This window comes from Buchnera aphidicola (Eriosoma grossulariae) (genome assembly GCF_964059045.1).
Taxonomy (GTDB): domain Bacteria; phylum Pseudomonadota; class Gammaproteobacteria; order Enterobacterales; family Enterobacteriaceae; genus Buchnera_D; species Buchnera_D aphidicola_A.
In genome coordinates this window covers 504,096-525,520 of sequence record NZ_OZ060402.1, presented here as the reverse complement: position 1 = coordinate 525,520, position 21,425 = coordinate 504,096, and the positions used below count along the sequence as shown (strand labels likewise).

At 29.5% G+C, this 21,425-nt stretch carries 33 protein-coding genes, 1 tRNA gene and 2 rRNA genes; 33 read left to right on the top strand and 3 right to left on the bottom strand.

Annotation, left to right across the window (positions count from 1 at the left end):
• The first annotated feature begins 10 nt into the window (after positions 1–10).
• The 27 genes from rplC (at position 11) to rplQ (ending at position 13,246) form a co-directional block, all read left to right on the top strand.
• Complete coding sequence (gene rplC / locus AB4W51_RS02315; protein ID WP_367676519.1) at positions 11–640, top strand: 50S ribosomal protein L3; 630 nt, start codon at positions 11–13, stop codon at positions 638–640.
• A gap of 15 nt (positions 641–655) precedes the next feature.
• A complete protein-coding gene (gene rplD / locus AB4W51_RS02310) occupies positions 656–1,261 on the top strand; it encodes a 50S ribosomal protein L4 (protein ID WP_367676518.1) in 606 nt (201 codons plus the stop codon).
• Positions 1,258–1,563, top strand: a complete 306-nt coding sequence (gene rplW, locus AB4W51_RS02305) for a 50S ribosomal protein L23 (RefSeq protein WP_367676832.1) — start codon at positions 1,258–1,260, stop codon at positions 1,561–1,563. Before rplD ends, rplW begins: the two co-directional genes overlap by 4 nt.
• A gap of 18 nt (positions 1,564–1,581) precedes the next feature.
• Positions 1,582–2,403: a 50S ribosomal protein L2 gene (gene rplB / locus AB4W51_RS02300; protein WP_367676517.1), complete on the top strand. Its 822-nt coding sequence runs from the start codon at positions 1,582–1,584 to the stop codon at positions 2,401–2,403.
• A 21-nt stretch (positions 2,404–2,424) separates the two neighbouring features.
• Positions 2,425–2,724: a 30S ribosomal protein S19 gene (rpsS, locus tag AB4W51_RS02295; RefSeq protein WP_367676516.1), complete on the top strand. Its 300-nt coding sequence runs from the start codon at positions 2,425–2,427 to the stop codon at positions 2,722–2,724.
• The gene (gene rplV / locus AB4W51_RS02290) at positions 2,725–3,057 is read left to right on the top strand and encodes a 50S ribosomal protein L22 (RefSeq protein ID WP_367676515.1); all 333 of its coding nucleotides are present in this window, start codon (positions 2,725–2,727) and stop codon (positions 3,055–3,057) included. It begins immediately after the preceding gene.
• Positions 3,058–3,076: 19 nt separating this feature from the next.
• Entirely contained in the window at positions 3,077–3,778 is a 702-nt protein-coding gene (rpsC, locus tag AB4W51_RS02285; RefSeq protein WP_367676514.1) for a 30S ribosomal protein S3, read from the top strand.
• Between the two features lie 11 nt (positions 3,779–3,789).
• Positions 3,790–4,194 carry a 50S ribosomal protein L16 gene (gene rplP, locus AB4W51_RS02280; protein WP_367676513.1) on the top strand — a complete coding sequence of 135 codons (405 nt, stop codon included), beginning with the start codon at positions 3,790–3,792 and terminating at the stop codon, positions 4,192–4,194.
• Positions 4,195–4,201: 7 nt separating this feature from the next.
• A complete protein-coding gene (gene rpmC / locus AB4W51_RS02275) occupies positions 4,202–4,393 on the top strand; it encodes a 50S ribosomal protein L29 (protein ID WP_367676512.1) in 192 nt (63 codons plus the stop codon).
• Entirely contained in the window at positions 4,390–4,647 is a 258-nt protein-coding gene (gene rpsQ / locus AB4W51_RS02270; RefSeq protein ID WP_367676511.1) for a 30S ribosomal protein S17, read from the top strand. Before rpmC ends, rpsQ begins: the two co-directional genes overlap by 4 nt.
• Positions 4,648–4,720: 73 nt before the next feature.
• Entirely contained in the window at positions 4,721–5,089 is a 369-nt protein-coding gene (gene rplN / locus AB4W51_RS02265; RefSeq protein WP_367676510.1) for a 50S ribosomal protein L14, read from the top strand.
• Between the two features lie 15 nt (positions 5,090–5,104).
• Positions 5,105–5,419: a 50S ribosomal protein L24 gene (rplX, locus tag AB4W51_RS02260; RefSeq protein WP_367676509.1), complete on the top strand. Its 315-nt coding sequence runs from the start codon at positions 5,105–5,107 to the stop codon at positions 5,417–5,419.
• Between the two features lie 14 nt (positions 5,420–5,433).
• Entirely contained in the window at positions 5,434–5,973 is a 540-nt protein-coding gene (gene rplE, locus AB4W51_RS02255) for a 50S ribosomal protein L5 (RefSeq protein ID WP_367676508.1), read from the top strand.
• Between the two features lie 32 nt (positions 5,974–6,005).
• Positions 6,006–6,311 carry a 30S ribosomal protein S14 gene (gene rpsN, locus AB4W51_RS02250; RefSeq protein ID WP_367676507.1) on the top strand — a complete coding sequence of 102 codons (306 nt, stop codon included), beginning with the start codon at positions 6,006–6,008 and terminating at the stop codon, positions 6,309–6,311.
• Between the two features lie 36 nt (positions 6,312–6,347).
• Positions 6,348–6,740, top strand: a complete 393-nt coding sequence (gene rpsH, locus AB4W51_RS02245; RefSeq protein ID WP_367676506.1) for a 30S ribosomal protein S8 — start codon at positions 6,348–6,350, stop codon at positions 6,738–6,740.
• A 19-nt stretch (positions 6,741–6,759) separates the two neighbouring features.
• The gene (gene rplF, locus AB4W51_RS02240; RefSeq protein WP_367676505.1) at positions 6,760–7,296 is read left to right on the top strand and encodes a 50S ribosomal protein L6; all 537 of its coding nucleotides are present in this window, start codon (positions 6,760–6,762) and stop codon (positions 7,294–7,296) included.
• A 1-nt stretch (position 7,297) separates the two neighbouring features.
• Complete coding sequence (gene rplR, locus AB4W51_RS02235) at positions 7,298–7,669, top strand: 50S ribosomal protein L18 (protein WP_367676504.1); 372 nt, start codon at positions 7,298–7,300, stop codon at positions 7,667–7,669.
• A gap of 15 nt (positions 7,670–7,684) precedes the next feature.
• On the top strand, positions 7,685–8,191 hold the full coding sequence (gene rpsE, locus AB4W51_RS02230; RefSeq protein WP_367676503.1) for a 30S ribosomal protein S5: 507 nt from the start codon (positions 7,685–7,687) through the stop codon (positions 8,189–8,191).
• Positions 8,192–8,194: 3 nt separating this feature from the next.
• Complete coding sequence (rpmD, locus tag AB4W51_RS02225; RefSeq protein WP_367676502.1) at positions 8,195–8,377, top strand: 50S ribosomal protein L30; 183 nt, start codon at positions 8,195–8,197, stop codon at positions 8,375–8,377.
• A gap of 4 nt (positions 8,378–8,381) precedes the next feature.
• Positions 8,382–8,822: a 50S ribosomal protein L15 gene (gene rplO, locus AB4W51_RS02220; RefSeq protein ID WP_367676501.1), complete on the top strand. Its 441-nt coding sequence runs from the start codon at positions 8,382–8,384 to the stop codon at positions 8,820–8,822.
• Positions 8,823–8,828: 6 nt separating this feature from the next.
• Positions 8,829–10,151: a preprotein translocase subunit SecY gene (gene secY, locus AB4W51_RS02215; RefSeq protein ID WP_367676500.1), complete on the top strand. Its 1,323-nt coding sequence runs from the start codon at positions 8,829–8,831 to the stop codon at positions 10,149–10,151.
• 43 nt (positions 10,152–10,194) lie between these two features.
• On the top strand, positions 10,195–10,311 hold the full coding sequence (rpmJ, locus tag AB4W51_RS02210; protein WP_367676499.1) for a 50S ribosomal protein L36: 117 nt from the start codon (positions 10,195–10,197) through the stop codon (positions 10,309–10,311).
• Between the two features lie 92 nt (positions 10,312–10,403).
• On the top strand, positions 10,404–10,760 hold the full coding sequence (gene rpsM / locus AB4W51_RS02205; protein ID WP_367676498.1) for a 30S ribosomal protein S13: 357 nt from the start codon (positions 10,404–10,406) through the stop codon (positions 10,758–10,760).
• 18 nt (positions 10,761–10,778) lie between these two features.
• Complete coding sequence (gene rpsK / locus AB4W51_RS02200) at positions 10,779–11,168, top strand: 30S ribosomal protein S11 (RefSeq protein ID WP_367676497.1); 390 nt, start codon at positions 10,779–10,781, stop codon at positions 11,166–11,168.
• Positions 11,169–11,198: 30 nt separating this feature from the next.
• Positions 11,199–11,819: a 30S ribosomal protein S4 gene (gene rpsD, locus AB4W51_RS02195; protein WP_367676496.1), complete on the top strand. Its 621-nt coding sequence runs from the start codon at positions 11,199–11,201 to the stop codon at positions 11,817–11,819.
• A gap of 27 nt (positions 11,820–11,846) precedes the next feature.
• Positions 11,847–12,836 carry a DNA-directed RNA polymerase subunit alpha gene (gene rpoA, locus AB4W51_RS02190; protein ID WP_367676495.1) on the top strand — a complete coding sequence of 330 codons (990 nt, stop codon included), beginning with the start codon at positions 11,847–11,849 and terminating at the stop codon, positions 12,834–12,836.
• Between the two features lie 41 nt (positions 12,837–12,877).
• Entirely contained in the window at positions 12,878–13,246 is a 369-nt protein-coding gene (rplQ, locus tag AB4W51_RS02185; protein WP_367676494.1) for a 50S ribosomal protein L17, read from the top strand.
• Between the two features lie 218 nt (positions 13,247–13,464).
• Here rplQ and fmt read toward each other — a convergent pair whose 3' ends face one another.
• Complete coding sequence (gene fmt, locus AB4W51_RS02180) at positions 13,465–14,406, bottom strand: methionyl-tRNA formyltransferase (protein WP_367676493.1); 942 nt, start codon at positions 14,404–14,406, stop codon at positions 13,465–13,467.
• A gap of 4 nt (positions 14,407–14,410) precedes the next feature.
• Positions 14,411–14,911, bottom strand: a complete 501-nt coding sequence (def, locus tag AB4W51_RS02175; RefSeq protein ID WP_367676492.1) for a peptide deformylase — start codon at positions 14,909–14,911, stop codon at positions 14,411–14,413.
• A gap of 237 nt (positions 14,912–15,148) precedes the next feature.
• On the opposite strand from def, the gene AB4W51_RS02170 reads away from it, so the two are divergent.
• The 6 genes from AB4W51_RS02170 to cspE all read left to right on the top strand — a co-directional run bounded on the left by AB4W51_RS02170 (position 15,149) and on the right by cspE (position 20,696).
• Positions 15,149–15,736 carry a Sua5/YciO/YrdC/YwlC family protein gene (locus AB4W51_RS02170; protein ID WP_367676491.1) on the top strand — a complete coding sequence of 196 codons (588 nt, stop codon included), beginning with the start codon at positions 15,149–15,151 and terminating at the stop codon, positions 15,734–15,736.
• The gene (gene aroE, locus AB4W51_RS02165; RefSeq protein ID WP_367676490.1) at positions 15,729–16,562 is read left to right on the top strand and encodes a shikimate dehydrogenase; all 834 of its coding nucleotides are present in this window, start codon (positions 15,729–15,731) and stop codon (positions 16,560–16,562) included. The genes AB4W51_RS02170 and aroE overlap by 8 nt, the downstream gene beginning before the upstream one ends.
• Before the next feature lie 269 nt (positions 16,563–16,831).
• Positions 16,832–16,903, top strand: a tRNA-Glu gene (locus AB4W51_RS02160).
• Positions 16,904–17,062: 159 nt separating this feature from the next.
• Positions 17,063–19,979, top strand: a 23S ribosomal RNA gene (locus AB4W51_RS02155).
• An 83-nt stretch (positions 19,980–20,062) separates the two neighbouring features.
• Positions 20,063–20,178, top strand: a 5S ribosomal RNA gene (gene rrf, locus AB4W51_RS02150).
• Between the two features lie 308 nt (positions 20,179–20,486).
• Positions 20,487–20,696, top strand: a complete 210-nt coding sequence (gene cspE / locus AB4W51_RS02145; protein ID WP_265196743.1) for a transcription antiterminator/RNA stability regulator CspE — start codon at positions 20,487–20,489, stop codon at positions 20,694–20,696.
• Positions 20,697–20,940: 244 nt separating this feature from the next.
• Here cspE and ybeD read toward each other — a convergent pair whose 3' ends face one another.
• Complete coding sequence (gene ybeD / locus AB4W51_RS02140) at positions 20,941–21,204, bottom strand: DUF493 family protein YbeD (protein WP_367676489.1); 264 nt, start codon at positions 21,202–21,204, stop codon at positions 20,941–20,943.
• Positions 21,205–21,425: the final 221 nt, after the last annotated feature.

Below are 21,425 nucleotides of genomic sequence, written 5' to 3'. Positions count from 1 at the left end.
GGAGATAAAAGTGGTTGGTTTAGTTGGAAAAAAAATTGGTATGACTCGAGTATTTACGGAAGAAGGTATTTCAATTCCTGTAACTGTCATTGGTGTTCAACCAAATAGAGTTACTCAAATAAAAACACTTAATTACGATAATTGTAATTCTATTCAAATTACAACTGGAGAAAAAAAACCGAATCGTTTAAATAAAGCACAAAAAGGACATTTTGTTAAAGCTTCTGTAGCTGCAGGTAGAGGATTATGGGAGTTTAGAATTAACAACGATCAAAAATTTAAAGTTGGTCAGATTATTCATTTAAATATTTTGGATAATATAAAAAAAGTAGATATAATTGGCATTTCTAAAGGAAAGGGTTTTTCTGGAACAGTAAAACGTTGGAATTTTCGTACACAAGATGCTACACACGGTAATTCTTTATCTCATCGTGTTCCTGGTTCAATTGGTCAAAATCAAACACCTGGTAAGGTGTTTAAAGGTAAAAAAATGTCTGGTCAATTAGGTAATCATCGAGTGACAGTTCAGAATTTAAAAATAGTTCGTATTGATATACAACGGAATTTTCTTTTGGTAAAAGGTGCTGTTCCTGGTTCAACAGGTAGTGATCTTATTGTCAAACCCGCTGTTAAGGTCTAAGAAGGAGTTGAAATAATGGAATTAGCACTAAATGATGTACAAAAAGTTATTTCTGTTTCTCAAGAAGTTTTTGGACGTGATTTTAACGAACCATTAATTCATCAAGTAATAGTTGCTTATTCTGCTGGAACTAGACAAGGTACAAAAAGTCAAAAAAGTCGAGCAGAAGTTTCTGGTTCTGGAAAAAAACCGTGGCGTCAAAAAGGAACTGGACGTGCTCGTGCAGGTTCAATTAGAAGCCCAATTTGGCGTTCTGGTGGGGTAACTTTTGCAGCTAAAAATAAAGATTACAGTCAAAAAGTTAATAAAAAAATGTATAAAGGTGCATTAAAAAGTATTTTTTCTGAATTATTACGTCAAAAAAGACTAATTGTATTTAGTGAATTTTCTATTGAATTCCCGAAAACAAAATTATTAGTTGATAAATTAAGAAATATAAAATTGCAAGATGTCTTAATTATTATTGATAAAACTGATAAAAATTTATTTTTAGCTTCCCGTAATTTATACAAAACTGATGTTAAATATGCTAATTCTATAGATCCTGTCAGTTTAATTGCTTTTAAAAGAATTGTAATTACTGTAGACGCAATTAAAAAAATAGAGGAAATGTTAGTATAATGAGTGAAAAAAATTTGTTTAAAATATTAATTTCACCACATATTTCAGAAAAATCTGCTGTCTTAATAGAAAAAAAAAATACGGTGGTGTTAAAAGTTCAAAAAAATGTTAATAAATATGATATCAAAATAGCTATTCAAAAATTATTTAATGTAAAAGTAAAGAATATAAATACTTTGATAGTGAAAGGTAAAAATAAACGTCATAAAAATTATATTGTATATGGTCATCAATGGAAAAAAGCATACGTGACTTTACATCATGGTGAAAATTTAGATTTTATAGGAACTAGAAATAAGTAGTTTTGGAGAAATTTAACGATGACAGTAGTAAAATGCAAACCCACATCCCCTGGTCGACGTCATGTTATTAAAGTAATAAATCCAGATTTATATAAAGGTCGTCCGTTCAGTTCATTAATCCAAAAAAAACATAAAAGTGGTGGAAGAAACAATAATGGACGAATTACTACACGTCATATAGGAGGAGGGCATAAAAAATCTTATAGGATAATTGATTTTAAAAGAAATAAAGATAATATTACAGGTATTGTTGAACGTTTAGAATATGATCCTAATCGTTCAGCTAATATTGCATTAATTTTATATAAAGATGGAGAACGAAAATATATTTTAGCTCCTAAAGGGTTAAAAGTCGGTAATAAAATCATATCAGGAAATAATGTCACTATAACTATTGGTCATACTTTACCAATAAAAAATATTCCAGTAGGCACAATAGTGCATAATGTAGAAATGAAACCAGGAAAAGGTGGTCAGTTAGCACGTTCAGCAGGTAGTTACGTACAGTTAGTATCAAGGGATTTAGTTTATGCTAGTATACGATTACGTTCTGGAGAAATGAGAAAAATAGAATCAAACTGTAGAGCTACTATTGGTGAAGTTGGTAATTCAGAATATATGTTACGTGTCTTAGGAAAAGCAGGCGCTTCTCGTTGGAGAGGAGTTCGACCAACAGTAAGAGGTACTGCTATGAATCCTGTTGATCATCCACATGGTGGTGGTGAAGGAAGAAATTTTGGGAAACATCCTGTCACACCTTGGGGAATTCAAACAAAAGGAAAAAAAACTAGAAATAATAAACGTACAGAAAAATATATTTTACATCATCGAAAAAAATAATGATATAGAAAGGATTAATTTATGCCAAGATCTTTAAAAAAAGGACCATTTATAGATGTTAGTTTGTTTAATAAAATAGAAAAATCTATAATAAACAATGATAAAAAACCTTTAAAAACCTGGTCTCGTCGTTCAACTGTTTTCCCTAATATGATTGGTTTGACTATATCTGTTCACAATGGTCGACAACATATTCCTATTTTTATATCTGAAGAAATGGTAGGTCATAAATTAGGTGAGTTTTCTCCAACTAGAACATACAAAGGGCATGTAGCTGATAAAAAGATAAAAAAGGTTACCAGTATTAAAAAAGGAACATAAATGGAATCGATAGCAAAATTAAAACAAGCTAATTCTTCAGCTCAAAAAATTCGTTTAGTAGCTAATTTAATACGTGGAAAGAATATATCTCAGGCATTGAATATTTTAAATTATACTAATAAAAAATCTGCATTATTATTAAAAAAAGTACTAGAATCAGCTATAGCTAATGCAGAACACAACAATGGTGCTGACGTAGATGAATTAAAAGTAACAAAAATTTTAGTTGATGAAGGACCTTCAATGAAAAGAATGATGCCTCGTGCTAAAGGAAGGGCTGATCGTATTTTAAAACGTACAAGTCATATTACTATAGTAGTATCAAGTTGTTAATTTCCACTGGAGACAATTAATGGGACAAAAAGTACATCCTAATGGTATGCGATTAGGGATAATAAAATCTTGGAATTCTGTTTGGTTTGCGAACAGTAAAGATTTTTCAAATTATTTAGATAGTGATTTTAAAGTAAGAAGTTTTTTAATGAAAACATTATCTAAGGCTTTTGTATCTAAAATTGTTATTGAAAGACCTTCAAAAAGTATTAGGGTAACGATTTATACTGCAAGGCCTGGTATAGTTATTGGAAAAAAAGGAGAAGATGTAGATCAATTAAGAAAAGTAATTTCCAGTATTTCTAGAGTACCTGCTCAAATTAATATTGCTGAAATTAAAAAACCTGAATTAGATGCGAAATTAGTTGCAGATAATATCAGTTCTCAATTAGAAAGAAGAGTGATGTTTCGGCGTGCTATGAAAAGAGCTGTTCAGAATACGATACGTCAAGGTGCTAAGGGTATTAAAGTAGAAGTTAGTGGTCGTTTAGGAGGGACAGAAATTGCTCGAACAGAATGGTATCGAGAAGGTCGTGTACCATTGCATACATTGCGAGCAGATATTGAATATAATACTTCTGAAGCACATACTACATATGGTGTAATTGGTATCAAAGTGTGGATTTTTAAAGGGGAAATATTAGATGGCATGGTATCTGTTATATCTTCAGATAAATCTAATACTCCACAAAAAAAACAACATCGAAAGAACCGTAAGTAAGGAGAGTATATATGTTACAGCCAAAACGGACTAAATTTCGAAAAATGCACAAAGGCCGGAATCGTGGTTTAGCAGTAGGAACGGATGTTGTTTTTGGTGATTTTGGTTTAAAAGCTGTTGATAGAGGGCGTTTGACATCTCGCCAAATTGAAGCTGCTAGACGTACAATCACTCGTGCTGTTAAACGTCAAGGAAAAATGTGGATTCGTATTTTTCCAGATAAACCTATTACTCAAAAACCATTAGAAGTTAGAATGGGAAAAGGAAAAGGTAATGTAGAATATTGGGTCGCATTAGTACAACCTGGTAAAATATTATATGAAGTTGAAGGAATTTCAGAAGAGCAATCACGAGAAGCTTTTAGGTTAGCTGCTGCTAAATTACCAATCAAAACTACTTTTGTATTAAAAAGGTAATAAAAATATGCATAGTATTGAATTAAAAAAAAAAACTTTATTAGAATTAAAAATAGAATTATTGGATTTATTTAGAGAACAATTTAATTTAAAAATACAATTATCTGCTGGTAAATTACAAAAATATCATTTATTGCGTAATGTTAGGCGTAATATTGCTCAAGTAAAGACATTAATAAGTGAAAATAATAATATATGAAAACCAAAAATAGTCGTGTATTAAATGGATCTGTAACAAGTAATAAGATGCAAAAGTCTATAGTCGTTACAATCGAACGATTAGTCAAACATACTTTGTATAATAAATTTATTAGGCGTACTACTAAATTACATGTACATGATGAAAACAATGAATGTCAAGAAGGTGATACAGTGGAAATCTGTGAATGTCGTCCAATATCTAAAACTAAATCTTGGAAATTGGTACGTGTAATTAAAAAACATGTTTCTTAATGTTTTTACATTATATATAACAATTATATTGTTATTTTTTTAACATCAAAAATATTTTTTTATGGAGTATATGATGATTCAGACTCAAACTGTATTAAATATTGCTGATAATTCAGGAGCTAGATCTGCGATGTGTATTAAAGTTTTAGGTGGATCTAGAAAACGATATGCTAAAATTGGGGATGTGATTAAAATTACAGTTAAAGAAGCCATTCCTAGAAGCAAAGTTAAAAAAGGAGATGTTTTAAAAGCTGTGGTAGTAAGAACTAAAAAAGGGATTCGTCGTTCTGATGGTTCTTTAATTCGTTTTGATAGTAATGCTTGTGTTATTCTTAATAATAATGAACAACCATTAGGTACCAGAATTTTTGGACCAGTAACAAGAGAATTAAGAACAGAAAAATTCATGAAGATTATTTCGTTAGCTCCGGAAGTATTATAATTAAGGTTATTTGGTATGGCAGCTAAAATAAAAAAAAATGATGAAGTGATTGTATTAAAAGGAAGAGATAAAGGAAAAAAGGGAATTATAAAATTTGTTTTAAAATCTAAAAAAGTAATTATTAATGGTATTAATTTGGTAACTAAACATCAAAAACCAATTCCTGCTCGTAATCAAAGTGGTGGAATTATAAAAAAAGAATCATATATTTCTATTTCTAATATTGCTATCTTTAATTCTTTAACTGGAAAACCGGATCGAATTGGTTTTAGATTTGAAAATGGTAATAAAGTTAGATTTTTTAAATCTAACAATAAAATAGTTAAATAAATTGGAGATGTATCATGAACAATCCATATGATTATTATAAAAAAGTTGTAATAAAAAATTTGATGTTAAAATTTAATTATCATTCTTCTATGCAAGTTCCAAGATTACAAAAAATTACTTTGAACATGGGTGTTGGAAAAGCAGCTGTTGATAAAAAAATTTTAGAATATGCTGTAAAAGATTTAGCTTTAATTTCTGGTCAAAAAGCATATATTACTAAAGCAAAAAAATCAGTAGCAGGATTTAAAATTCGTCAAGGATATCCTATTGGTTGTAAAGTAACATTAAGAGGGGAACGTAAATGGAGTTTTTTAAATCGTTTAATTAATATTGCGATACCTCGTATTCGTGATTTTCGTGGTTTATCAAAAAAATCATTTGATGGAAGAGGTAATTATAGCATGGGTATTCGTGAACAAATTATTTTTCCTGAAATTAATTATGATTTAATTGATAATATTCGTGGATTAGATATAACAATTACAACTACTGCTAATTCTGATGATGAAGGTTTAGAATTATTATCTGCTTTTAATTTTCCATTTCGTAAGTAATTTTCTATGATAGAAATGAGGTTTTATTTAAAATGGCTAAAGAATCAATGAAAGCGAGAGAAGTAAAACGTATTAAACTAGCTACTAAATTTTTTATTCAGAGAAAAAAATTAAAAGCTATTATTTCTAATTTAACTTTATCTCAAGAAAATAGATGGAAAGCTGTGTTGAAATTACAGACATTACCTCGTGATTCAAGTCCATCTCGTCAAAGAAATAGATGTAGTCAAACAGGTCGTCCACATGCATTTTTAAGAAAATTTGGTTTAAGTCGTATGAAAGTTAGAGAAGCTGCTATGAGAGGAGAAATTCCTGGTTTAAGAAAATCTAGTTGGTAGAATATAATGATAAATAAAACATTAGGAAAAACATAGATGAGTATGCAAGATCCTATATCTGATATGATAACTCGTATTCGTAATGGACAAATCGCTAATAAAATTTCAGTAAAAATGCCTCATTCTACATTAAAACAATCTATAGGTCGTGTTTTAAAAGAAGAAGGATATATTAAAGATTATTGTGTAAATAATATTTCTCTTGTAGAACTTGAAATATATTTAAAGTATTTTCGTGGCAAACCAGTCATTGTAAATATTAAACGTATTAGTAGACCTAGTTTGAGAATATATAAAAAAAATAGTAAATTACCAAAAATTATGGATGGGTTAGGTATTGCTATCATTTCTACATCTAAAGGTTTAATGACAGATCATTTAGCTCGTAAAATGGGGCTTGGTGGCGAAATTATTTGTTCTATAGCTTAATTAATGATTAGGAGGGAAAATGTCTCGTATTGCTAAGTGTCCTGTTGTTGTTCCTCCTGAAGTAGATGTAATATTAAATCAATATAGTATTACAATTAAAAATAATAAAATTACATTAACTAAAAAGATTCATCATAGTGTTGAAGTGCATTATAATAATAATTTGTTAACGTTTAGAAATAAATTAAAACATTCTAATGGTTGGGCTCAAGCAGGTACTATTAGAGCATTAGTAGCATCTATGATAATAGGTGTAACCCGTGGTTTTTGTAAAAAATTACAGTTGTTAGGTGTAGGATATCGTATTACTATAAACAAAAATAATGTAATTGATATGTCTTTAGGATATTCGCATTTGATAAAATATACTTTACCTACTGGTATTTATGCAGAACTTCCTTCTCAAAATGAAATTATTTTAAGAGGAGCCGATAAACAATTAGTTGGACAGGTTGCTGCTAATTTACGTTCATATCGTGTTCCTGAATCATATAAAGGAAAGGGCATTCGATATGAAAACGAAATAATAAATATAAAAGAGGCTAAAAAGAAGTAAGATGAAATCTGATACAGCAATTAGTAAAAAAGTATCTAGGATGCGTCGAGCAAGACGTTTACGTTGTCAATTTAAAAATTTACATACGATTCGTTTAGTAGTACATCGTACTTCTCGTCATATGTATGTTCAAATTATTTCTGCAGATAATTCTAATGTGTTAGTTTCAGCATCAACGTTAGAAAAAAGTTTGTTTTCATCTTTAAAATATACTGGAAACAAAGAATCAGCAGCATTGCTTGGTCAAATTATTGCTGAAAGAGCATTAGATAAAAAAATAACAGTAGTTTCTTTTGATCGTTCTGGTTTTCAATATCATGGTAGAATTCAAGTATTAGCAGAATCAGCGAGAAAATTTGGACTCAGATTTTAAGGTAAAAAAATTGAAATGGCTAATTTAGAAAAAAATGTAGGTAATGAATTACAAGAAAAATTAATTTCTGTTAATCGTGTTTCAAAAACTGTAAAAGGAGGTCGTATTTTTTCTTTTACAGCGTTAACAGTAGTTGGGAATGGTGAAGGCCGAGTAGGTTTTGGTTATGGTAAAGCACGAGAAGTTCCTGCAGCGATTCAAAAAGCTATGGAAAAAGCAAGAAGAAATATGATAACAATACCTTTAAAAAATAAAACATTACAACATTCTTTAAAAAGTTCGCATACAGGTTCTTGTGTATTTATGAAACCAGCTTCTGATGGAACTGGGATAATTGCAGGAGGTGCTATGCGTGCAGTATTAGAAGTAGCAGGAATTCATAATGTATTAGCTAAAGCTTATGGTTCAACAAATCCGATTAATATTGTTAGAGCTACAATAAAAGGATTAGAAAATATGAGTTCTCCAGATATGATAGCAGCTAAACGTAATAAATCTATAAATGATATTTTAGGTAATTAGATTATGAATAAAATAATAAAAATTACTCAAATAAAAAGTTCAATAGGTCGTTTATCTAAACATAAAGCTACTTTAATAGGATTAGGATTAAAGCGTATTGGACATAGTGTATATCGAAAAAATACTCTTTCTATTCAGGGTATGATAAAAAAAGTATCTTACATGTTATTCGTTAACAAGGAATAATCTAATGTATTTAAATACTATATCAATTTGTAAAAATGTTCATAAAACTAAAAAGCGATTAGGTAGAGGAATAGGATCTGGATTTGGAAAAACAGCTGGTAGAGGTCACAAAGGTCAAAAATCAAGATCTAGTGGTACTATTCGTCGTGGATTTGAAGGAGGTCAAATGCCATTATATCGTCGTATTCCAAAATTTGGTTTTGTATCTCGTAAAAAATCTATTACAGCAGAAGTTAGATTGTGTGAATTAAAAAACATTACAGATGATATTATTGATTTAGAAAAATTGAAATTTTATAATTTAGTAAATCGTAATATTAAGTATGTAAAAATAATTCTTTCTGGTGAGATTAATATACCACTTACTATTCAAGGTCTTCGTATAACAAGCGGTGCTCGTGCTAAAATTGAAGAATTAGGTGGTAAAATAATCGAGGTTAAGTAGTATATCATGGATAAAAAAATAAGAACAAATCATACAAGTGTTAATCATGGATTAACAGAATTAAAAAAAAGATTGTATTTTGTTATTCTTTCTTTATTAATTTTTCGAATCGGAGCGTTTATTCCTATACCAGGTATTAATACTATTGTTTTGTCCCAATTGATTGATAATCAAAAAGGTACAATTATTGAAATGTTTAATATGTTTTCTGGTGGAGCTCTTAGTCGTGCTTCTGTTTTTTCTTTAGGAATTATGCCATATATTTCAGCTTCTATTATTTTACAAGTTTTAACATTAATATATCCTAAATTTAAAGATTTAAAAAAAGAGGGTGAGATAGGTAGACAAAAAATTAATCAATATACAAGATATACTACTTTGTTTCTTGCTTTGTTGCAATCGATTGGTATTGCTACTAGTTTACCTTTTATACCTGGAATGCAGGATTTGGTGATTAACCCAAATTTTAATTTTTATTTTTTAGCTGTTTTAAGTTTAGTTACAGGTACTATATTTTTAATGTGGTTAGGAGAGTTAATTACTGAGTGTGGTGTTGGAAATGGAATTTCAATTATAATTTTTGCAGGTATTTTAGTAGGTTTTCCTGGTGCTGTTGGAAATACATTAGAAGAAGTGAGAAAAGGAAATTTAAATATTTTTACATTATGCATTGTTTTATTATTAATTTTCTTAGTAACTTTTTTAGTGGTTTTTATTGAAAGAAGTCAGAGAAACATTGTTGTTCATTATGCTCGTAAACAACAAGGTAGAAGAATGTATATTTCAAATAATACTTATTTGCCATTAAAAGTGAATATGTCTGGTGTAATTCCAGCTATTTTTTCTTCTAGTTTAATGTTATTTCCAGCGACTATAACATCTTGGTTAAGTGGTATCAATTATTTTTATTGGTTATCATCTCTCACATTTTATTTTCAACCGAATCAGCCAGTATATTTAATTTTGTATGTGATAACTATTATTTTTTTTTGTTTCTTTTATACAGAATTAGTATTCAATCCTCGTGAAACAGCTGATAATTTAAAGAAATCAGGAGCTTTTATACCAGGAATTAGACCAGGAGAAAAAACTGCTAAATATATTAATAAAATTATGTTACGTCTAATTTTAATTAATGCATTATATATTACTTTTATTTGTCTTATTCCAGAATTTCTTCGTAGTGCTATGAATGTTCCATTTTATTTTGGTGGAACTTCATTATTAATAGTAGTGGTAGTGATTATGGATTTTATTGTTCAATTACAAACTTTGATTATGTCGAATCAATATGATTCTATATTAAAAAAATCTAATTTTAATTTTTGAGAATTAAAATATTTTAATTGTTGTTAATTTTTGAGGAATAATAATGAAAGTACGAGCATCAGTGAAAATATTATGTAGAAATTGCAAAATTGTACGTAGAAAAAATGTTATTCGAGTTATTTGTACTAATGATCCAAAACATAAACAACGTCAAGGTTAAAAAAATTTTTTTATTGTTAAAATATTTTATTATAATTTAAAATTTTTTTATTTTTATTTGTTATTTTTATTATTATATCGAGGAGTAAAGTAATGGCTCGTATTGCAGGTATTAATATTCCTGATCATAAACATGCTATTATTGCTTTAACAGAAATATATGGTATAGGAAAAACTCGTGCTAAGATAATTTGTGTTTCTACAGGAATTGCTGAAAATAAAAAAATTTCTACTTTGTCAGAATCACAAGTAGAATTATTACGAGAAGCAGTTTCTAAATTTGTTGTAGAGGGAGATTTAAGAAGAGATCGAACATTAAATATCAAGCGTTTAATGGATTTAGGATGTTATCGTGGTTTAAGACATCGAAAAGGACTACCGGTTCGTGGTCAGCGTACAAAAACAAATGCTAGAACTAGAAAGGGTCCTCGGCAATCGATTAAGAAATAGTTATGGAGTAGATTATTTATGGTTAAACCAGTAGTTCGTACTAGAAAACGTGTTAAAAAACAAGTTATTGATGGAGTGGCACATATACATGCTTCATTTAACAATACAATTGTGAGTATTACTGATCGTCAAGGTAATACATTAGGTTGGGCTACTTCTGGTGGTTCTGGTTTTAGAGGATCGAGAAAATCCACACCTTTTGCTGCTCAAGTTGCGGCAGAACGTTGTGCTGAATCAGTTAAAGAATATGGTATAAAAAATTTAGAAGTCATGGTAAAAGGACCAGGTCCTGGTCGTGAATCTACTATTCGGGCTTTAAATGCAGCTGGTTTTCGTATTACTAATATTACTGATGTGACACCAATACCTCATAATGGATGCCGTCCTCCAAAAAAACGTCGAGTCTAAAACAATTTTTAGATATAGGAATAAAATATAATGGCAAGATATTTAGGACCTAAATTAAGATTAAGTAGACGAGAAGGTACAGATTTATTCTTAAAGTCTGGTTTTCGTACTCTTGATTCAAAATGTAGAGCAGACCACCCACCTGGTCAACATGGTTCTAGAAAACCTCGTTTATCAGATTATGCTATTCAATTAAGAGAAAAACAAAAAGTTAAAAGATTGTATGGTATTTTAGAAAGACAATTTAGAAATTATTATAAAAAAGCTGCACGTTTAAAAGGTAATACAGGAGAAAAATTATTGCAGTTATTAGAAGATCGATTAGATAATGTAGTATATCGAATGGGTTTTAGTTCTACACGTGCAGAAGCAAGACAATTAGTTAGTCATAAATCAATTTTAGTCAATTCTAAATTAGTTAATATTGCTTCTTATCAAATATCTAAAAATGATATTATAACAATCCGCAAAAAATCGCAGAATCAATCTCGTATTAAAGCAGCTTTAGAATTGTCAGAGAGTAGAGAAAAACCAAGTTGGTTAGTAGTAGATATACATAAAATGGAAGGCTATATTAAGAGAATTCCTGATCGTACTGATATATCTGCAGAAATTAATGAACATTTGATCATTGAACTTTATTCAAAATAAAATATTAATATAGAATTGAGGAAATTCATGAAGAGTTCTGTTAATGATTTTTTAAAACCAAGATTGGTAGATATCAAACAAATAAATACTACACATGCAAAAGTTACTCTTGAACCATTAGAAAGAGGATTTGGACATACTCTTGGAAATGCTTTACGTCGTATTCTTCTTTCTTCAATGCCTGGTTGTGCAGTCACGGAAGTGGAAATTGATGGAGTTCTTCATGAATATAGTAGTAAAGAAGGTATACAAGAAGACATAATTGAAATTTTATTAAATTTAAAAAATCTTGCAGTAAAGTTGTATAGTAAAGATGAAGTAATAATTACATTAAATAAATCTGGTTTTGGATTAGTTACAGCTTCTGATATTATACATAATACGGATGTTGAAATTATCAATCCAGAACATATTATTTGTCATTTGACTGACGTGAATTCTGAAATAAAAATGAGAATTAAAGTTCAACGGGGTCGTGGATATATTCCAGCATATTCAAGAATTTCTTTAGAAGATAATGAAAAAACAATAGGAAGATTATTAGTAGATGCATGTTATAGTCCTATAGATCAGATTTCTTATAATGTAGAAGCAGCACGGGTAGAACAACGTACTGATTTAGATAAGTTAATTATTGAAATAAAAACTAATGGTACAATTGATCCTGAAGAAGCAATCCGTAGAGCAGCTACAATATTATCTGAACAATTAGAAGCATTTGTAGATTTAAGAGATGTTCTTGTACCAGAAGTACATGAAGAAAAACCAATTGTTGATCCTCTTTTATTACGTTTAGTCGATGATTTAGAACTAACAGTTCGTTCTGCTAATTGTTTAAAAGCTGAATCAATACATTATATAGGTGATTTAGTACAAAGAACTGAAGTGGAATTATTAAAAACTCCTAATTTAGGAAAAAAATCTTTAACTGAAATTAAAGATGTATTAGCAGCTAGAAATTTATCATTAGGAATGCATTTAGATGATTGGCCTCCTTTATCAGTTGTCGATGAATAACATTCATATTTTATAAGATATTTATAATTAAGGGTATTATTATGAGGCATCGAAAGAGTGGTAGAAAATTAAATCGAAAAAGAAGTCATTTCAAAGCTATGTTTAAAAATATGTCATGTTCATTATTACGTCATGAAATTATAAAAACTACTTTATCGAAAGCAAAAGAATTACGTATGTTTATTGAACCATTAATTACCATTTCTAAAGTAGATACTATATCTCATCGTAGATTAGTTTTTTCTAAAATAAGAGATAATGAAATTGTTTCAAAATTATTTCAAACATTTGGTCCTAGATATATTTCTAGACTTGGTGGTTATACTCGTATTTTAAAATGTGGATTTCGTGTAGGTGATAATGCACCAATAGCTTATATTGAATTAATTGACCGAGAAAAAAATAAATAATTTTTTTTATTGATGAATAGTTAATATTGTAATTAATAAAAATTTTTAGTATTTAATATATTTAATTTTGTATTTTAATATATAAAATAATTGTACTGTAATTAAATAATCAAGATTAAAAAAATGGTATTCATACCATTTTTTTAATCTTGATTATTTAATTACAGTACAATTATTTTAAAGAATAATTATTATAATTTTTATTATCATTATTAATTTTATTTTAGTATCATTCCTAGTTTAAACCAATTTTTGTGAGCATTAATAAAATCTTTTACTGTAATTATTTTTTTCCCAGGAAATTGTATTTTTTTTATTTGTATGATATTTTTTTTTGTTTGTATATTTATACCTTTGCAGTCAATAGAAATAATTTCTCCTATAGATTTTTTTTCTGTGATATCTTTTTTTATAATTTTTGCTTCTAATATTTTTATTTGAATATTATTCATGATAAAATAACTAATTGGCCATGGATTATATGCTCGAATCATTCTATCTAATATTTCAGCATCATTTTTCCAATTAATTTTTGCATGTTTTTTTGTTATTTTTTTTGAATAAGTCGCTTGACATTGTTTTTGTTTTTGATAATTAAATGTATTATTTGAAATTTTTTCTAATGTAATCAATATAGATTGAATACCTAATTGAATTAATTTTTTTGTTAAAGTTATTGTATTATCTGTTTTTAAAATATTACATTTCATAGCATAAATAATATCTCCAGTATCTATTTTATTATCCATATTAATAATAGTAATTCCTGTTTGTGTATCTCCTTGAAGTAATGCACTTTGTATTGGTGAAGGCCCTCTCCATCGAGGTAGTAAAGATGCATGAATATTTAGACATCCAATAGGAAACATCTTTAATATCGTTTCTGTAATTATTAATCCATAGGCAACTACTATCATTACATCAGCATGAAAATGATATAAAGATAGTTCTACTGTTTTATTTATTTTTTCTGGTTGTAATAATGGAATATTATATTTTTTTGCAATTGTTTTAACTGCTGAAAAAATTATTTTGTTTCCTCTTCCAGAGGGTTTATCAGGTTTTGTTATAACAGCTGAAATAACATATTGAGACTTAATTAATGCGATTAAATGTTGAGCAGCAAATTCTGGTGTACCAGCAAATATTATTTTTAACATATTTTTATATTTTATTTAATTTAATTAATTTTTTTATTTTTTTTTCTATTCTTTGTTTTTTTATAAGAGACAAATGATCAATAAATAATTTACCTTCTAAATGATCCATTTCATGTTGAATACAAATTGCCAGTAAAGATGATGCTATAATTTCAATTTTTTCACCTTGTTTGTTGATTGCTTTAATTTTAATTGTTTGTGATCTATTTATTTTAGATCTTTGATCAGGAATAGATAAACATCCTTCTTCAACATAAGAATTACCAAAATATTCTATTAATTGAGGATTAATTAATACTATTTCTTCCATTTGATTGATATTAATTACAATTATTTTTAGATTTATACCTACTTGAGGTGCAGCAAGCCCTATTCCATCTTGAGCATACATTGTATCAAACATGTCATGTATAATTTTATTAATTTGGTTGTTGAAAATCTTAACTGGTTGAGCTTTTATTCTTAAACCTGGATCTGGATAATATAATAGATTTAGGACTGACATAGATATTTTGATATGTTTTAATTAATAATCATTATTAATTATTATAAACTTTTTTATTTAAATTTAAAGCTTAAATTTTTTAGTTTTTATATTGAATATATAAAATATTATTTTTATTGAGATATATATTTTTAAAAATATTTAATTGAATATTTTTATATTTTATTTTCAATTTTTACTAAACATATTAATATAATCTTTTATTATAATTTAAAAATTATTTATTAAGAGAATATTTTGAAATATAGTGATGATAATTATCAATGTAATATTATTTCTTTATATGATAGTTTAAAACAATTACGTCAAAATAATGTTATAGCCTATCCTACAGAATCTGTATTTGGTTTAGGTTGTGATCCAGATAACAAATCAGCAGTAATGAAATTAATTCAATTAAAAAATAGATGTATTAAAAAAGGTTTTATACTAGTAGCAGCAAATTATCATCAATTAAAACCTTATTTATTAGAAGATAAAATTTCAATATTACATAAAAAGAAATTTTTTTCTTTATGGCCCGGTCATACAACATTATTATTACCAGCAAAGCATACAATACCATATTGGTTAGTAGGTAATTCATCCTTAATAGCTGTTCGTATTACTAATCATTCCTTATTAAAAAAACTTTGTTTAAATTTTGGAAAACCAATTATTTCTACTAGTGCTAATATAACTGGTAGTTTACCATGTCGTACAAAAAAAGATTTTTTTCAACAATTTGGCAATAAAATCCAGTTATTGACTGGCAAATTAGGTGTAAAAAAAAATCCTTCGAATATAATAAATATTTTAACAGGGGAAATAATTCGTCATGGATAATTATTTATCTAAATTTATTGTAATCGGTAATCCTATTAAGCATTCTCAATCCCCTTTTATCCATAAAAAATTTTCTGAACAAACAGGAATTCAACATCAATATTGTTCAAAAAAAGTTTTTAAAAATAATTTCATTGATTTTTTAACTGGTTTTTTTAATAATGGAGGAGAAGGTGTTAATATTACTGCTCCATTTAAAAAACAAGCATTTTTTTTTTCAGATGTATTAACTTATCGTGCGAAATTAGCTCATTCTGTTAATACTTTGAAAAAATTTAAAAACGGAATTATTTTAGGTGATAACACTGATGGAGAAGGTTTGTTATATGATTTATGTCATTTAAATTTTATCCAAAAAAATAATAATATATTGTTATTGGGAGCAGGTGGTGCTGCTTATGGTGTAATAGGTTCTTTATTGGATTTTAATTGTTCTATTTTTATTTTTAATAGAACGTATAATAATGCAAAAATATTAGTTTCACACTTTTCAAAATATGGAAATATAAAAGCTGTTATGTTAAACGATTTATATCATTTATCTTTTGATTTAATTATTAATGCTACTTCATCTGGTATAACGGGTGACAAACTCGTCATACCAGATGAAGTTTTGAATAATAGTAAATATTTTTATGATATGTACTACCAATCTGGTCTAACTCCATTTTTAATTTTGTGTCAAAAAAATGGAGCAAAATATATAAAAAATGGTATAGGAATGTTAGTTAATCAAGCTGCAGCTTCTTTTTTCTTATGGCATGGAATTCGACCAAAAGTAGATCCAGTTATTAATTCTTTAAAAAAATTATTAAAATGTACATAAATAATTTTTATTTTGGATAACACATATTTTTATATTAACGCATATATGGCATATATTGATATACGTATCAATATATGCCATATATGCGTTAATATAAAAATATGTGTTATTTTATATTAATATTTTTTAAAAAATAAATACTATAATTAATTTTAAAAATTATTTTTATTATAAAAAATTATATAAAATTTTAAAATTTAAAATAAAACTTGACTCTTTTATATTAATAATATTAGTATATAAAAATATTGTAAAAAATATAAATATTCGTCCCCTTCGTCTAGTGGTTAGGACATCGCCCTTTCACGGCGGCAACAGGGGTTCAAATCCCCTAGGGGACATAGATTAGATTTATTAATTATTTGTATACTATTTGATTTTTTTATGTTATATTGTTGAAGTTATAATTTTTATGTAATTTTTTATTAAAATGCTCTTTAAAAATTTGGCAACAAGAAAAATATTTATTATTTTAATTTTGAAACACCTGTGGGTTGTAAGGTTAAGCAAATAAGCGTACATGGTGAATGCCTTGGCAGTCAGAGGCGATGAAGGACGTGCTAATCTGCGAAAATCATCGGTAAGTTGATAAGAAACGTTATAACCGGTGGTATCCGAATGGGGAAACCCGATACTTAACAAAGTATCATTACTATACTGAATTCATAGGTTAGTAAAGCAAACCAAGAGAACTGAAACATCTAAGTATCTTGAGGAAAAGAAATCAATTGAGATTCCCTAAGTAGTGGCGAGCGAAAGGGGAGCAGCCTAGAATTTATATCAATATACGTTTTAGTAGAATGATTTGGAAAATTCAGCGATACATGGTGATAGCCCAGTATACGAAAAAATTTATATTGTGAATTCAAAAAGTAGGGCGAGACACGAGAAATCTTGTCTGAAGATGGGGGGACCATCCTCCAAGGCTAAATACTCCTGACTGACCGATAGTGAACTAGTACCGTAAGGGAAAGGCGAAAAGAACCCCGGTTAGGGGAGTGAAATAGATCCTGAAACCGTGTACGTACAAGCAGTGGGAGCTTTGTTTTTTTAAAGTGACTGCGTACCTTTTGTATAATGGGTCAGCGACTTGTATTTTGTAGCAAGGTTAACCGAATAGGGGAGCCGTAGGGAAACCGAGTCCTAAATAGGCGAAATTTAGTTTCAAGATACAGACCCGAAACCCGGTGATCTAGCCACGGGCAGGTTGAAGGTTGGGTAAAACCAACTGGAGGACCGAACCGACTGATGTTGAAAAATCAGCGGATGACCTATGGTTAGGGGTGAAAGGCCAATCAAACCGGGAGATAGCTGGTTCTCCCCGAAAGCTATTTAGGTAGCGCCTCGTGAATTCATCTACGGGGGTAGAGCACTGTTCCGGTTAGGGGGCCATCCCGGCTTACCAATCCGATGCAAACTCCGAATACCGTAGAATGTTATCACGGGAGACACACAGCGGGTGCTAACGTTCGTTGTGGAGAGGGAAACAACCCAGACCGCCAGCTAAGGTCCCAAAGTCATAGTTAAGTGGGAAACGATGTGGGAAGGCATAAACAGCCAGGATGTTGGCTTAGAAGCAGCCATCATTTAAAGAAAGCGTAATAGCTCACTGGTCTAGTCGGCCTGCGCGGAAGATGTAACGGGGCTCAAACTATGCACCGAAGCTGCGGCAATTAAATATTTTTAATTGGGTAGGGGAGCGTTCTGTAAGCCAAAGAAGAAATATTGAGAAGTATTTTGGAGGTATCAGAAGTGCGAATGCTGACATGAGTAACGATAAAGCAGGTGAAAAACCTGCTCGCCGAAAGACTAAGGGTTCCTGTCCAACGTTAATCGGGACAGGGTAAGCCGACACCTAAGGCGAGGTCGAAAGGCGTAGTCGATGGACAACAGGTTAATATTCCTGTGCTTGGTGTTACTGCGACGGGGGGACGGAGAAGGTTAGATTATCCAGGCGACGGTTGTCCTGGTTTAAATGTGTAGGTATAATGATTAGGAAAATCCGATCATTTTTAATCTGAGGCATGATGACGAATCATTACGGTGATGAAGTAATCAACACCACGCTTCCAAGAAAATCCTCTAAGCATCAGGTAACATTAAATCGTACCCTAAACCGACACAGGTAGTTGGGTAGAGAATACTAAGGCGCTTAAGAGAACCCGGGTGAAGGAACTAGGCAAAATAGTGCCGTAACTTCGGGAGAAGGCACGCTAATATGTAAGTAATAGGATTTACTCCTAAAGCTGAAATTAGTCGAAGATACCAGCTGGCTGCAACTGTTTATTAAAAACACAGCACTGTGCAAACATGAAAGTGGAAGTATACGGTGTGACGCCTGCCCGGTGCCGGAAGGTTAATCGAAGAAGTCAAGGGTAACCTGAAGCTTTGGAATGAAGCCCCGGTAAACGGCGGCCGTAACTATAACGGTCCTAAGGTAGCGAAATTCCTTGTCGGGTAAGTTCCGACCTGCACGAATGGCGTAATGATGGCCAGGCTGTCTCCACCCGGGACTTAGTGAAATTGAAATTGCTGTGAAGATGCAGTATACCCGCGGCAAGACGGAAAGACCCCGTGAACCTTTACTATAGCTTGACACTGAATTTTGATCTTTAATGTGTAGGATAGGTGGGAGGCTATGAAACTAAATCGCTAGGTATAGTGGAGCCATCCTTGAAATACCACCCTTTACAGTTTAAAATTCTAATCTAGTACCGTTATCCGGTATGGAAACAGTGTCTGGTGGGTAGTTTGACTGGGGCGGTCTCCTCCCAAAGAGTAACGGAGGAGTACAAAGATTGGCTAATTACGGTCGGACATCGTGAGGTTAGTGCAAAGGCATAAGCCAGTTTAACTGCAAGCGTGATAATGCGAGCAGATGCGAAAGCAGGTCTTAGTGATCCGGTGGTTCTGCATGGAATGGCCATCGCTCAACAAATAAAAGGTACTCCGGGGATAACAGGCTGATACCGCCCAAGAGTTCATATCGACGGCGGTGTTTGGCACCTCGATGTCGGCTCATCACATCCTGGGGCTGAAGCAGGTCCCAAGGGTATGGCTGTTCGCCATTTAAAGTGGTACGCGAGCTGGGTTTAGAACGTCGTGAGACAGTTCGGTCCCTATCTGCCGTGGGCGTAGGAAGATTGAGGGGGGCTGCTTCTAGTACGAGAGGACCGAAGTGGACGCATCACTGGTGTTCGGGTTGTCATGCCAATGGCATTGCCCGGTAGCTAAATGCGGAAAAGATAAGTGCTGAAAGCATCTAAACACGAAACTTGCCCCAAGATTAATCTTCCCTGGACAATAATTTATTGTCATCTGAAGGGACGTTGAAGACTACGACGTTGATAGGCTAGATGTGTACGCATAGTAATATGTTTAGCTAACTAGTACTAATGACCCGAGAGGCTTAACCTTACAACACCAGAGGTGTTTTGATAAATAATAAATATAAATAATCTTGTTGACAAATTACAATATATAAAATAAAATATAATTTGCCTGGTGATAATAGCAATATGGTACCACCTGATCCCATTCCGAACTCAGAAGTGAAACATTTTTACGCCGATGGTAGTGCAGGGTCTCCCTGTGTGAGAGTAGGAAATTACCAGGCATTAAAAATCTCTTTCCTATTTTTATTATAATGTTATTTTTTATGTATTAAATTTATTAAATTTTTTAAAATTTATATTATTAAAAATAATACAATAACATTGTTATTCTTTTATTAAAAATTATAAAATTCTAATTTAAAAAACATTATTTGTTTAAAATATTTTTATATAAAATTAATATTTTTATTTTTTTTTATATTAGAAAATTTTTTATTTTTAAAAAATCATTTTTTAACACAATCACTATATTTAATTTACTAACTTATTGTTTAAGTATAGTATATATTTTCATGTAAGGTAATAATAGATGTCTAAGATTAAAGGTAATGTTAAGTGGTTTAATGAGTCTAAAGGTTTTGGATTTATCACTCCTGAAGATGGAAGTAAAGATGTTTTTGTTCATTTTTCAGCAATCCAAAGTAATGGATTTAAAACTTTAACTGAAGGTCAAAGTGTTGAATTTGAAATTACTGAAGGCGCTAAAGGTCCATCAGCTGCTAATGTTATTAGTTTATAATTTTTTGTAGTCTTAGATTTTATTTTTTAGTTTTATATTTTTATAGCAGTAGAGCGTGTAGGAATTTTTATTCTACATGCTCTAAAAAAATATATTTTGGAATAATGATTGATTTTTTATTTTATTAATAAATATATTTCAATCAAATTAATAATATTTTATTGAAAATGAATAATATTTTTTTTTAATATTTTACAATAAATTTCTATATTTGTTATTATACAATCAATTGTATATAAAAATTTTAAAAAACCATTCTAACCATACTAATTTGACTAATTTCATTATATAATTGTTCAATTTGTGTAAAATCATTTGCACAAATAGTAATTGAAATAGATAAATAATTTCCTTTATTACTAGACTTTACTTGAGGAACGTAATCTCCAGGTATACATAGTTGTACAACTCTTATAATTTGGTCAATTAATTCAGGACGAGAAAGTCCAATTATTTTATATGTAAAATAACAAGGAAATGTTAACATTTCTTGTAGTTTTTTTCTCATTATTTACCTTCTAATTTTTAAATAATTGATATTCTTAATTTAATTATTCGGATTTTGTTAATTTATTATAAAAATATTATTTAGATTAATTAAAATAATATTCATAAATAAAAAAAAATAATATATATTTTATGTTGATAAATTATATATTATTTTTTTTTATTTATGAATATTATTTTAATTAATCTAAATAATATTTTTATAATAAATTAATTTTTGAT

What these genes read in the sequence shown, in the direction of transcription:
- rplD (WP_367676518.1), top strand. Translation starts at nt 656, where the DNA reads ATGGAATTAGCACTAAATGATGTACAAAAAGTTATTTCTGTTTCTCAA.
- rplB (WP_367676517.1), top strand. Translation starts at nt 1,582, where the DNA reads ATGACAGTAGTAAAATGCAAACCCACATCCCCTGGTCGACGTCATGTT.
- rpsS (WP_367676516.1), top strand. Translation starts at nt 2,425, where the DNA reads ATGCCAAGATCTTTAAAAAAAGGACCATTTATAGATGTTAGTTTGTTT.
- rplV (WP_367676515.1), top strand. Translation starts at nt 2,725, where the DNA reads ATGGAATCGATAGCAAAATTAAAACAAGCTAATTCTTCAGCTCAAAAA.
- rpsC (WP_367676514.1), top strand. Translation starts at nt 3,077, where the DNA reads ATGGGACAAAAAGTACATCCTAATGGTATGCGATTAGGGATAATAAAA.
- rplP (WP_367676513.1), top strand. Translation starts at nt 3,790, where the DNA reads ATGTTACAGCCAAAACGGACTAAATTTCGAAAAATGCACAAAGGCCGG.
- rpmC (WP_367676512.1), top strand. Translation starts at nt 4,202, where the DNA reads ATGCATAGTATTGAATTAAAAAAAAAAACTTTATTAGAATTAAAAATA.
- rpsQ (WP_367676511.1), top strand. Translation starts at nt 4,390, where the DNA reads ATGAAAACCAAAAATAGTCGTGTATTAAATGGATCTGTAACAAGTAAT.
- rplN (WP_367676510.1), top strand. Translation starts at nt 4,721, where the DNA reads ATGATTCAGACTCAAACTGTATTAAATATTGCTGATAATTCAGGAGCT.
- rplX (WP_367676509.1), top strand. Translation starts at nt 5,105, where the DNA reads ATGGCAGCTAAAATAAAAAAAAATGATGAAGTGATTGTATTAAAAGGA.
- rplE (WP_367676508.1), top strand. Translation starts at nt 5,434, where the DNA reads ATGAACAATCCATATGATTATTATAAAAAAGTTGTAATAAAAAATTTG.
- rpsN (WP_367676507.1), top strand. Translation starts at nt 6,006, where the DNA reads ATGGCTAAAGAATCAATGAAAGCGAGAGAAGTAAAACGTATTAAACTA.
- rpsH (WP_367676506.1), top strand. Translation starts at nt 6,348, where the DNA reads ATGAGTATGCAAGATCCTATATCTGATATGATAACTCGTATTCGTAAT.
- rplF (WP_367676505.1), top strand. Translation starts at nt 6,760, where the DNA reads ATGTCTCGTATTGCTAAGTGTCCTGTTGTTGTTCCTCCTGAAGTAGAT.
- rplR (WP_367676504.1), top strand. Translation starts at nt 7,298, where the DNA reads ATGAAATCTGATACAGCAATTAGTAAAAAAGTATCTAGGATGCGTCGA.
- rpsE (WP_367676503.1), top strand. Translation starts at nt 7,685, where the DNA reads ATGGCTAATTTAGAAAAAAATGTAGGTAATGAATTACAAGAAAAATTA.
- rpmD (WP_367676502.1), top strand. Translation starts at nt 8,195, where the DNA reads ATGAATAAAATAATAAAAATTACTCAAATAAAAAGTTCAATAGGTCGT.
- rplO (WP_367676501.1), top strand. Translation starts at nt 8,382, where the DNA reads ATGTATTTAAATACTATATCAATTTGTAAAAATGTTCATAAAACTAAA.
- secY (WP_367676500.1), top strand. Translation starts at nt 8,829, where the DNA reads ATGGATAAAAAAATAAGAACAAATCATACAAGTGTTAATCATGGATTA.
- rpmJ (WP_367676499.1), top strand. Translation starts at nt 10,195, where the DNA reads ATGAAAGTACGAGCATCAGTGAAAATATTATGTAGAAATTGCAAAATT.
- rpsM (WP_367676498.1), top strand. Translation starts at nt 10,404, where the DNA reads ATGGCTCGTATTGCAGGTATTAATATTCCTGATCATAAACATGCTATT.
- rpsK (WP_367676497.1), top strand. Translation starts at nt 10,779, where the DNA reads ATGGTTAAACCAGTAGTTCGTACTAGAAAACGTGTTAAAAAACAAGTT.
- rpsD (WP_367676496.1), top strand. Translation starts at nt 11,199, where the DNA reads ATGGCAAGATATTTAGGACCTAAATTAAGATTAAGTAGACGAGAAGGT.
- rpoA (WP_367676495.1), top strand. Translation starts at nt 11,847, where the DNA reads ATGAAGAGTTCTGTTAATGATTTTTTAAAACCAAGATTGGTAGATATC.
- rplQ (WP_367676494.1), top strand. Translation starts at nt 12,878, where the DNA reads ATGAGGCATCGAAAGAGTGGTAGAAAATTAAATCGAAAAAGAAGTCAT.
- fmt (WP_367676493.1), bottom strand. Translation starts at nt 14,406, where the DNA reads ATGTTAAAAATAATATTTGCTGGTACACCAGAATTTGCTGCTCAACAT.
- def (WP_367676492.1), bottom strand. Translation starts at nt 14,911, where the DNA reads ATGTCAGTCCTAAATCTATTATATTATCCAGATCCAGGTTTAAGAATA.
- aroE (WP_367676490.1), top strand. Translation starts at nt 15,729, where the DNA reads ATGGATAATTATTTATCTAAATTTATTGTAATCGGTAATCCTATTAAG.
- cspE (WP_265196743.1), top strand. Translation starts at nt 20,487, where the DNA reads ATGTCTAAGATTAAAGGTAATGTTAAGTGGTTTAATGAGTCTAAAGGT.
- ybeD (WP_367676489.1), bottom strand. Translation starts at nt 21,204, where the DNA reads ATGAGAAAAAAACTACAAGAAATGTTAACATTTCCTTGTTATTTTACA.